Source organism: Deltaproteobacteria bacterium (assembly GCA_019309045.1).
Taxonomy (GTDB): domain Bacteria; phylum Desulfobacterota; class Syntrophobacteria; order BM002; family BM002; genus JAFDGZ01.
Genome location: JAFDGZ010000098.1, coordinates 1 through 10,689, shown reverse-complemented (window position 1 = coordinate 10,689; position 10,689 = coordinate 1). Strand labels below are relative to the sequence as shown.

At 52.5% G+C, this 10,689-nt stretch carries 6 protein-coding genes and 1 pseudogene; all 7 read left to right on the top strand.

Annotated elements, in window-relative coordinates; translation table 11 throughout:
• A partial coding sequence (gene pta, locus JRI89_15085) for a phosphate acetyltransferase (protein ID MBW2072563.1) occupies positions 1-1,329 on the top strand: 1,329 nt, incomplete at its 5' end.
• Between the two features lie 191 nt (positions 1,330-1,520).
• Positions 1,521-2,741, top strand: coding sequence for an acetate kinase (locus JRI89_15080; GenBank protein MBW2072562.1), 1,221 nt, complete (start codon positions 1,521-1,523; stop codon positions 2,739-2,741).
• Between the two features lie 128 nt (positions 2,742-2,869).
• Entirely contained in the window at positions 2,870-4,684 is a 1,815-nt protein-coding gene (locus JRI89_15075; GenBank protein ID MBW2072561.1) for a putative Na+/H+ antiporter, read from the top strand.
• 307 nt (positions 4,685-4,991) lie between these two features.
• Complete coding sequence (locus JRI89_15070) at positions 4,992-6,875, top strand: GNAT family N-acetyltransferase (protein ID MBW2072560.1); 1,884 nt, start codon at positions 4,992-4,994, stop codon at positions 6,873-6,875.
• 319 nt (positions 6,876-7,194) lie between these two features.
• Complete coding sequence (eno, locus tag JRI89_15065) at positions 7,195-8,502, top strand: phosphopyruvate hydratase (protein ID MBW2072559.1); 1,308 nt, start codon at positions 7,195-7,197, stop codon at positions 8,500-8,502.
• A gap of 25 nt (positions 8,503-8,527) precedes the next feature.
• A pseudogene (fbaA, locus tag JRI89_15060) lies at positions 8,528-9,443 on the top strand (class II fructose-bisphosphate aldolase).
• A 223-nt stretch (positions 9,444-9,666) separates the two neighbouring features.
• Positions 9,667-10,689 (top strand): phosphoenolpyruvate carboxykinase (ATP) (locus JRI89_15055; protein ID MBW2072558.1); only part of this gene is annotated, 1,023 nt, incomplete at its 3' end.

Sequence of the window (10,689 nt, the reverse complement as noted above, 5' to 3'; positions counted from 1 at the left end):
GCTCTGATCATTACACCTGGAGATCGCGCCGATATGATTCTGGGCAGTTTGCTGACAACCTTTTCCACAACCTATCCGCACATTGCCGGCATTCTCCTGACTGGCGGTCTCGTGCCAGAGCCAGCCGTGCAGAAATTGATCGAGGGCAGCAACAAGTCGCCGGCCCCGATTATCTGGGTGGACACGGATACCTACACTACCGCAATGGACGTCAACAGTGTCCATCCTGTGATTACGCCCGAAAACGACCGCAAGATTGCCTCAGCACTGGGACTTTTTGAATCCCATGTAGATGGCGAGGAGCTTGCAGAGCGCATCACCACTATACGCTCTGCCAGGGTCACTCCAGCCATGTTTGAATACCAGCTCATAGAACGGGCCAAGGCCAGGCGCCAGCATATAATCTTACCAGAGGGCGAGGAGGAACGCATTCTTCGTGCCAGCGAGATTCTCAATCGACGTGGAGTTGTGGACATTACCCTGCTTGGAAATGAAGAAGAGATAAACAAGAAAATCAGAGCCCTGGGCTTGAGTCTAAAAGGGGTCGACATGATCGATCCACTCTCCTCTCCCTGGCTCGAAGAGTTTGCCGCCACCTATTATGAATTGCGCAAACACAAGGACATCTCAACAGAAATGGCCCGGGACGCAGTGACAGATGTAAGCTACTTCGGAACCATGGCGGTTTACCTGGGCAAGGCTGCAGGCATGGTTTCAGGGTCGGTACACACCACGGCCCATACCATCAGGCCAGCTTTTGAGATTATTCGTACCAAGCCTGGCTGTTCTATCGTTTCAAGTGTCTTTTTCATGTGTCTGGCAGACAGGGTTCTGGTCTATGGCGATTGTGCCATAAATCCTCAGCCAGACTCTGAGCAGCTGGCAGACATCGCCATCAGTTCAGCGGAAACTGCCAGGATGTTCGGCATCGAGCCTCGGATTGCCATGCTCTCATACTCCACTGGTGAATCCGGCAAGGGAAAATCAGTGGAGGTGGTGCGTGAAGCGACTCGGATAGCCAGAGAGCGAAGGCCCGATCTAAAGCTGGAAGGCCCGATCCAGTATGATGCTGCAGTGGATGACAATGTAGCGGCAACGAAGATGCCGGACAGCGATGTGGCGGGGCACGCAACCGTATTCATTTTTCCCGATCTGAACACGGGGAACAATACATACAAGGCAGTGCAGCGTTCTGCCAATGCGGTGGCAGTGGGCCCAGTACTGCAGGGACTCAACAAACCTGTAAATGACCTGAGCAGAGGCTGCACCGTCACCGACATTGTCAACACCGTGGCCATCACTGCAATCCAGGCTCAGGAATGTGAATAGCGAATCTTCGGCTCCGTGAGCTTCTCTGTGCTATTGGTGCGGTGGAGCACTGTAGCAGTGATCATCTCGTTGGTTGTTGGACTCTCGAGCCTATAGTTCGATGGCAACCATTACACAAAGAACTCCTCCTCTGGCAGAGATGGCAGAAGAGCCTGATGCACCTGGTCTGGAGAAGAGAGGAGAGAGATTGTATGAAAATTCTTGTCATCAATTGTGGAAGTTCTTCTATAAAATACCAGGCCCTCGATATGACAGACGAGTCGGTCATGGCAATTGGGCTTGCCGAACGCATTGGCGAACCTCGAGGCAGGCTCACCCACAAAAAGTTTCCCAATAGGAAGGAAGAGCTGGAAAAAATTATAGAAAGCCCTATACCCGACCATACCGTGGGCATGAACATAATCGTCGATCTTCTTACAGACAGAGAGGTTGGCGTTATTGAAGAGGCTTCTGAAATATCTGCCGTGGGGCATCGGGTGGTTCATGGTGGTGAACGCTTTCGAGCACCGGCTCTCATCGATGATCAGGTCATCCAGGCGATCGAGGAGACAATTCCCCTGGCACCGCTGCACAATCCTGCCAATCTGGCGGGCATCAAGGTTGCCCAGAAGCTGATAAGTAGGGCGCCGCAGGTGGCGGTTTTCGATACGGCCTTCCATCAGACTATGGCACCCCATGTCTATCTTTACTCTTTGCCCTATGAGTACTATGAGGAGCTGGGCATAAGGCGCTATGGCTTCCACGGGACTTCCCACAGTTATGTGGCCAGGGAGGCTGCCAGGCTCATGGGCAGGCCCCTGGAAGAATTGAATCTGATGACTATTCACCTCGGCAGCGGCGCCAGCACCTGCGCCATTGCCAAAGGCAAAAGCGTTGATACCTCCATGGGTATGACTCCGGTAGCAGGGATCATCATGGGGACGCGCAGCGGCAATGTGGATCCCGGCATCATTTTCTACCTGGCCCAGCAGAAAGGCATGAGTATCGGGGAATTAGAGCGGATTTTGACTCATGAGAGCGGGCTCAAGGGCATTTGTGGCCTCAACGACATGCGTGATATCCATGCAAGGGCCGCTGAAGGCGACCAGCGGGCTCAACTGGCACTGGATATGTTCGTCTATCGAATAAAGAAGTACATAGGAAATTATTTTGCTGTTCTAGGATATCTGGACGGTCTGGTGTTTACCGCCGGCATTGGTGAGCACGATGTGGAAATCCGCAGACGGTGTTGTGAGAATCTGCAGCGGTTGGGGATAATCCTCGATCTCGAAAAGAACAGGGCTCGAAGTGAAGGACCACTGAAGATCAGCACCGCCGAGAGCGCAGTGCAGGTTTTCGTAATAGCAACAAACGAAGAATTGGAAATTGCCCGGCAGACCCGGGAGGCGCTTGCAGCCGAAGGACTTGTATAAATGGCCAGATTGCAGGCGACAGGCCGCGGGTTGAATGGCCCAGCAATTACGGTGCTGGGCCCAGGGGCGGTGTGGGCACTTGCTACTGCTGATTATGAAAGGAACTCTAGATGAATCACCGACGAGTCATGTTGACCATAATTTTCTTGTTGTCAGTGCTGTTTGTAGCGGCGAGCGCAGGAGGGGCGCAAGGAGCGTCAGTGGTGGACGCCAAGGTGAAATCCTTTCCCCGCGACCTCCAGAGCTACAACGACCAGGACGCCAAGGGCATACTGGGTACTTTGAAAATTCGCGCCCAACAGGAGCCCTTCAATGTAGTTGCCACCATTATATTTTTGTGTGCGATCATTCATACGTTTCTCACCAGCAGATTCCTTGCTATTTCTCATAAATGGGAGCACGAACACAATAAGAAAATCAAGGAAGGGCTCGTGGATAAGCATTCAATCCATCTCGGCTCCAGACTGTTTCACTTTCTCGGCGAGGTGGAAGCCGTCTTCGGCATCTGGGCCGTTGCTCTGTTTATAGCAATCTTTGTCTTTTATGACTGGTCCACGGTAGTCTTCTATGCTGATGAGCGGGTGAATTTCACCGAGGCCGAGTTTGTGGTGGTGGTTATGACCCTGGCCGCCACCCGGCCTATCCTGAAGCTCACCGAAGCCGTTATGTGGAGAATTGCCAATCTGCTGGGCGGCACTTTGACCGCCTGGTGGTTTACTATTCTCACTTTTGGCCCCATTCTGGGCTCTTTCATCACTGAACCTGCTGCCATGACCATTTCAGCACTGTTGCTTGCCGACAAGCTGTACGAGTTGCAGCCGAGCGACAGGTTCAAGTATGGCACTATAGGCTTGCTGTTTGTCAACATCTCGGTGGGGGGGACGCTCACTCACTTTGCTGCTCCACCCGTATTGATGGTGGCAAACCCCTGGGACTGGGGTATGACACACATGCTCACCAATTTTGGCTGGAAGGCCATTTTGGGCATAGTGGCTGCCAACGGACTTTACTTTTGTCTTTTTCGCAAGGAGCTTTCCCGGCTGCAGGAAAACTTTGAACTGCGGAATCTTAAAAAAGAGATTCAGAGGCGATATCTAAGTCGTCAGGAAGTTGAAGCCGAATTCGATAAGATCGCCAGTGGTGTAGACGAGGAGTCAGGATTCAGCAAGACATTCGAGCTGAAAACTGCAGAAGCAGTCCAGCTGATAAAGCAACGGCTGGGTGACAGCCTCAAGGAACGGCACCTGACCAGCATCAGCAAGGAAGGTATTGACCCCTCCCTGGTCAAGGAGGCCTTTGAGCAGCGATTCAAAGAGATCAAACTCTCTGCCATGCGCAGAGCATTCCCGGGCCTCTTGCCGGAGGATCAGCGGCCGCCCTTCCAGGATCCGGCCTGGGATGAACGTGATGATCCGGTGCCAGCATGGGTGACAGTGGTTCATCTGCTTTTCCTGGGCTGGACGGTGGTGAATGCACATAATCCGGAGCTGTTCGTTTTTGGCTTCCTGCTCTTTCTTGGTTTTGCTGTTGTTACTTCTGCTTACCAGAATCGCATCGATCTGAAGCCGCCGCTTTTGGTTGGTTTCTTCTTGGCAGGTCTTGTTATTCATGGAGGCGTGCAGGGGTGGTGGATTGAACCGGTTCTCGGCAATTTGAAAGAAATTCCGCTCATGCTGGGGGCAACCATATTGACCGCCTTCAATGATAATGCAGCTATTACCTTCCTGAGCACCCTGGTGCCAGGTTTTACTGACAGCCTCAAGTATGCTGTGGTGGCAGGTGCAGTAGCCGGCGGCGGCTTGACTGTTATTGCCAACGCGCCGAACCCGGCAGGACAGTCGATCCTCAAGAAGTTTTTTGAAAATGGAGTTTCTCCGGTCGGTTTGCTGAAAGCGGCTGTTGTGCCCACGGCAGTTGTCTGGCTTGCTTTTCTGATCCTTTGATGAATCCTGGCAAACCGCTGCTGACTGTCTGGCTTTATTGCCAGTTGAGTGTAGAAAGCGACTAAAACAGGACTCGTATATAGGAGGCGTGCTTCTTGTTTCCAGGCACAGGGGACTATGGCTGGAGCCGAAGTGACGGACAAGTATTCCTGAGTTTGAAAAGTGCATAAAAAAGCATAATTTGGACTCAGTGCAGGGCAGCTGACTTGCTGAACTGGAGTTTATCAGGACAACACTTTTGACGTGCTGATGTTTTGTGCCTGAATACCAATATCAATGGTTTTAATCAGGAGCTGTCATGGATCATATGGATCATATTGAATGGCTGCAGGATTACTGCCCGGCAAAGCTGGTGCAGGCCGACAAAGCCATCTCTAGAATAAAGAAGGGGAGCCGCATTTTTATAGGCACTGGCTGTGGTGAACCGCGGCATCTCATCAAGACTATGGTTCAGAACCAGGATATAGAGGATATTACTATTTATCAGATGCTCTCGCAGAGTCTGGCTGCTTATGTGGATGATGAGTCCTTTCTGAACAGATTTTCCCTGAAGCTTTTTTTTATCAGCCTTGCCATGCGCAAGGCCGCCTTTGAAGGCAAGATAGACTACATCCCTGCTTATCTTTCCCAGATACCCCGGCTATTTTACCGAAGAGTCATAGGACTCGACGCGGCTCTCATCCAGGTAAGTCCGCCTGACAGGTTCGGCAACTGCAGTCTTGGCGTCTCTGTAGATATAACCAGGGCGGGCATGGACAACTCGCCTTTAGTAATAGCCCAGGTGAACCCTAAAATGCCCCGAACCCTGGGAGACAGCTTTGTGCACGTGGATGAAATCGACTACCTGGTGTTGCACGAGGAACCGCTGGTAGTGTCTCTGCCGCGCTTGACCGAGACTGAAGTTGCCCGCAGAATCGGCTATTATGTATCACAACTTGTTGATGACGGCGCCACCTTGCATATTGGCTTTGGACAACTTCCCTATTCAGTTCTGCCGCATCTGGAGAGCAAGAAAGACCTGGGCATTCACACTCACCTCATTAGCGACGGCTTGCTGCCTCTGTTCGAGAAGAAGGTGATCACCGGCAAGAAAAAGTCTTTTCTTCCTGGTCGGGTGGTGGCTTCTCTCTGTATGGGTTCGGAAAAGATTTACAGCTACGTGCATGACAACCCCATGTTCTATTTTCGCTCGTCAGATTTTGTCAACGACCCCACTATAATTGCCAACAACGACAACCTGATTTCCATCAGTTCAGCCTTGCAGGTGGATCTGACCGGGCAGATATGTTCAGATTCCATGGGATACCGGTTTTTCAGCGGTCTGGGAGATCAAGTTGACTTCCTGCGTGGGAGCAGTATGTCTAAAGGAGGCTTTTCAATTATTGTGATGCCAGCGACCGCAGAGAATAACACGGTGTCCCGCATAGTGCCTCACCTCTCTGAAGGGGCTGGCGTGGCCAGCACCCGGGGCGATGCAAGTTTTGTGGTAACCGAATACGGTATAGCTGAGCTGCAGGGAAAAAGCATATACCAGAGGGTGGTGGAGCTGATCCAGATTGCTCATCCAAAATTCAGGGAAGACTTGATGCAGGTGGCCAAGGAACACCACTATATCTTTGCAGACCAGCTGCCGCCGCAAACGGAAGATCTCCTGTTTCTAGACGGCTACAAGAGCACCCTCAGGCTCAGGAATGGCAAGATTGCTGAATTTCGTCCACTTCTGGCCTCTGACGAACTGGCCTCCAGGGCCTTCTTCTATTCTCTGACGGCGCAATCCATCTATTATCGGTTTTTCTCCAACAGAAAAATATTATCTCACGAGGATCTACAGAAGCATCTGGCAGCTCTGGATTACCGGCAGAACATGACCATCATCGGCCTGGTCAGAAACAGAGGCGTCAAGGACGTGATCGCGGCTGGCTCTTATGGCAGGGTGGACGACCACACCGCTGAAGTGGCCTTCATCGTGCGAGAGGACTTCCAGGGCATGGGCATAGGATCATATCTGGTGGGAGTTTTAGAAAAAATAGCTCGGGAGAATGGCTACAAGGCTTTTTCTGCATATGTGCTCCGAGAAAATGCGGCCATGATTCGGGTATTCGAGAAACGCTATCCCAGTCTCGAGAGATCCATCTTTGATGGAGCCGACATCGAAATCCTCATGAAATTCGATGATGCTGTGGACTCCTGAAACTGGCTGCTCTCGAATGAAAGGTTCAGCGGCTGCAGCTGAGGCGCCTTCATTCGCCAATGAAAAATTGATGCCTGGGGTGTGGATAGTATGTAGTTAAATTAACTACATGTAGGCCACAAACCTCTATGGAGGCGGCATGTCCTTGCCATACGGAAGGTGAGTGATTAGTTTGACGGCAGACTGTTTGCCGGATGGCTTCGCTGACCTACCCCACAAGAGCAGTACCCCGGCGGCGGGACCAATCCACCCGAGAGGATTGATATCGCCTATTGCGAAACCACTGTACTGATAAAACTGACAAATAGGAGGTGGAAATATGTCTGATGTAAGAAACACGGAAATTAGCAAAGTTAGAGCCCGAGAGATTCTTGACAGCCGCGGTAATCCAACCGTGGAGGTGGAGGTAATTCTTGCCAGTGGCATTCAGTCTCGGGCGGGAGTGCCTTCTGGGGCGTCCACCGGTGCCCGCGAGGCCGTGGAACTGCGAGACGGCGACTCGCAAAGATTTGGCGGCAAAGGGGTTCTGAAAGCTGTGGAAAATGTCAACGGACCTATCAATGATGCCCTGAAGGGGCTGGATGCTCGCAATCAGGTGGCTGTGGATAAGTCTCTCATTGAACTTGACGGTACTGCCAACAAAGGCAAACTGGGAGCCAACGCAATTCTGGGTGTATCTCTGGCGGTAGCCCGGGCAGCAGCCATGGCGGCCGATCTTCCCCTGTATCGCTACCTTGGCGGTCCAGATGCTGTTCGCCTTCCTGTTCCCATGCTCAATATAATGAATGGCGGGGTGCACGCCCGCTGGCAGGGTTCAGACTTCCAGGAATTCATGATTGCTCCTTACGGTGCGGCAAGCTTCAAGGAAGCTCTGCAATGGGCCAGCGAGATATATCATGCCTTGCGTTCGGTGCTCATGGATGCGGGTCATCACGTGGGCATCGGTGACGAGGGCGGCTTTGCGCCCAATGTGTCATCTAATGAAGAGCCCCTGCAGGTCATAGTGAAAGGGATCGAGAAAGCCGGTCTCAGACCCGGGGCCGAGGTGGGCATTGCCTTGGATCCGGCCTCCAGCGAGTTTTTCGAAGACGGGCTCTATAATCTGCGGACAGAGAAGCGCACCTGCACTGCTGAAGAGATGGTGGACTATTATGAAGAGCTGGCCAGGAACTATCCGATCATTCTTGTGGAGGACGGCTTGGCGGAAGAAGACTGGCAGGGCTGGCAGGTCCTCAACAGCCGTTTGGGAGAGAAGATGGAGCTGGTGGGAGATGATCTCTTCGTCACCAATGTGGAGTACATTGCCAGGGGTATTCGGGAAAATTGCGCCAATGCCGCTCTGATCAAGCTCAACCAGATTGGTACCCTGACCGAGACCATCGAGGCAGTGCGAATGTGTCAGCGAGCCGGCTGGGGAGCCTGTGTGTCGCACCGGAGTGGAGAGACTGTTGACAGCTTTATCGCTGATATGACTGTGGCCCTGGATACCGGCCATCTCAAGACAGGTGCCCCGGCCAGAGGTGAGCGGGTGGAGAAATACAACCAGCTGCTCCGCATCGAGGAAGATTTGGGCACAGCAGCCAAATATGCCGGGAAAGATGCCTTTGTCAGACCAGTGAAATTCTAGGCCGAAAGCCTTGAGAGGAGGCACTATGCCTGTAGCTGACTACGAAACCTACTGCAGGATGCTCGACCGAGCAGCGGAAAAAAAGTTTGCTTATCCAGCGATAAATGTCACGTCTTTGACCACGGCAAACGCTGTACTCAAGGGGCTCGCTGAGAGTCGCAGCGACGGCATCATTCAGGTGTCCACCGGAGGTGGTGCTTTTGCTTCTGGGTCGGCGGTCAAGGACATGGTTCTGGGGGCAATTTCAATTGCTGAACACGTACATCGGGTTGCAGACCGCTACGACATCTATGTTGCTCTTCACACAGACCATTGCCAGGCAGACAAGCTGGAAAGTTTTGTCATACCGCTCATTGAAGAGACAGAAAAACGTCGTGCTTCAGGTATGTCCAATCTTTTCAACAGTCACATGTTCGACGGCAGTGCCTTGCCTTTAGAAGAGAATCTGGACATAGCAGTGCCTTTGCTGGAGCGCTGTCACCGGAGTGAGATTATTCTCGAAATCGAAGTAGGGGTGGTTGGTGGTGAAGAGGATGGAGTCAGTGGGGAAGGGGCGGGGAAAAAGCTGTACACCACCCCCGAGGATATGCTCGAGGCAGCTCGCCGGATGAATGAAGTAAAGGAGGCCCGCTACCTGGTGGCGGCAACCTTCGGCAACGTCCACGGGGTCTACAAGCCTGGTCACGTGAAACTCAGGCCTTCGATTTTGAAGGACGGTCAGGAGGCTCTGGAAAAGGCCTACGGCAGCAAGGGCCGTTTTCATCTGGTGTTTCACGGGGGTTCTGGACGATGGCGTACTCAAGGTGGACGGAGAAGTGGGCAACAAGAAGGTATACGATCCGCGGGTCTATATGAAGCTTGCGGAACAATCCATGGCTGAACGGGTCAAACAAGCGGTGCGGGACTTGAGAGGAACAGGCATGACGCTATTTGATGCCTAGAGCTGCAGTGCTTGCAGACTGACAACAGCACAACAAATGGCAACAGCTCAGGAGCGAATGCTCCTGGGGTATTTCATCTCGGTCCTGGCTGCTCACTTACACCTTGTAGTGGTTGGCTGGTCGGCATGAGCGATCTGCGGTTGCAAGATAGTAGATTACCTTATGCGACAGTGACATGTCTGCAACCTCAGATCTGTTTACGAAACACCTACTGGAGGTCAAAATGCAAGAACAAGGTCAAGTAAGGAGTTTACATGGTTTGCAAGACTTTGGCATAACTAATGCCAGGGCTATCTGGTGGAATTTATCGAGTCCTGCCCTGTATGAACAGGCCCTGCAACGCCATGAGGGGCTCATGGCTCATCTCGGGCCACTGGTGGTTCGAACAGGTCAGTATACGGGGCGGTCTCCCAATGACAAGTACGTGGTACGAGAGCCGTCCAGCCAGGACAAGATCTACTGGGGCGAGGTCAACCGGCCCTTCAGTCCCGAGCGTTACGAATCATTGCGGGCTCGAATTCTGGCGTATCTCGAGGGCAAAGACCTGTATGTCCAGGACTGCTACGTGGGTACGGATCCAAAATATCGACTTCCCATCCGGGTGATTACCGAGAAAGCCTGGCACAATCTCTTTGCCCGCAACATGTTCGTCCGGGAATTGGATGCCGCCAAGCTTGCCCAATTTCAGCCGAAATTCACTCTTGTCGATGCTGCGGGCTTCAACGCCAATCCTGAAGAAGACGGCACCAATTCTGAAGTAGTTGTCCTTCTCAATCTGGGGCGCATGGAGGCCTTCGTTGCAGGCAGCCATTATGCAGGAGAGATGAAAAAGACCATGCTCACGGTGATGACTTACCTGCTGCCGGAGCACAATGTTTTGCCCATGCACTGCTCTGCAAACTACGGCAAGAATCAAGATGATGTTGCCCTGTTCTTCGGCCTTTCCGGTACAGGCAAGACCACCCTTTCAGCTGATCCAGACAGGACTCTTATTGGCGATGATGAGCATGGCTGGAGCGACGATGGGGTGTTCAACTTTGAAGGGGGATGTTACGCCAAGGCAATCAGGTTGTCTGCCGAGGCTGAGCCCGAAATCTATGAGACCACCAGACGCTTCGGCACAATCCTGGAAAATGTTGCCATAGATTCGGCAAACAGGCGTTTGGACCTGGACAGTGATGCCTTTACTGAAAACACCAGGGCTTCCTATCCCATATCTCATATCCCCAACGCTGATCGAGATGGC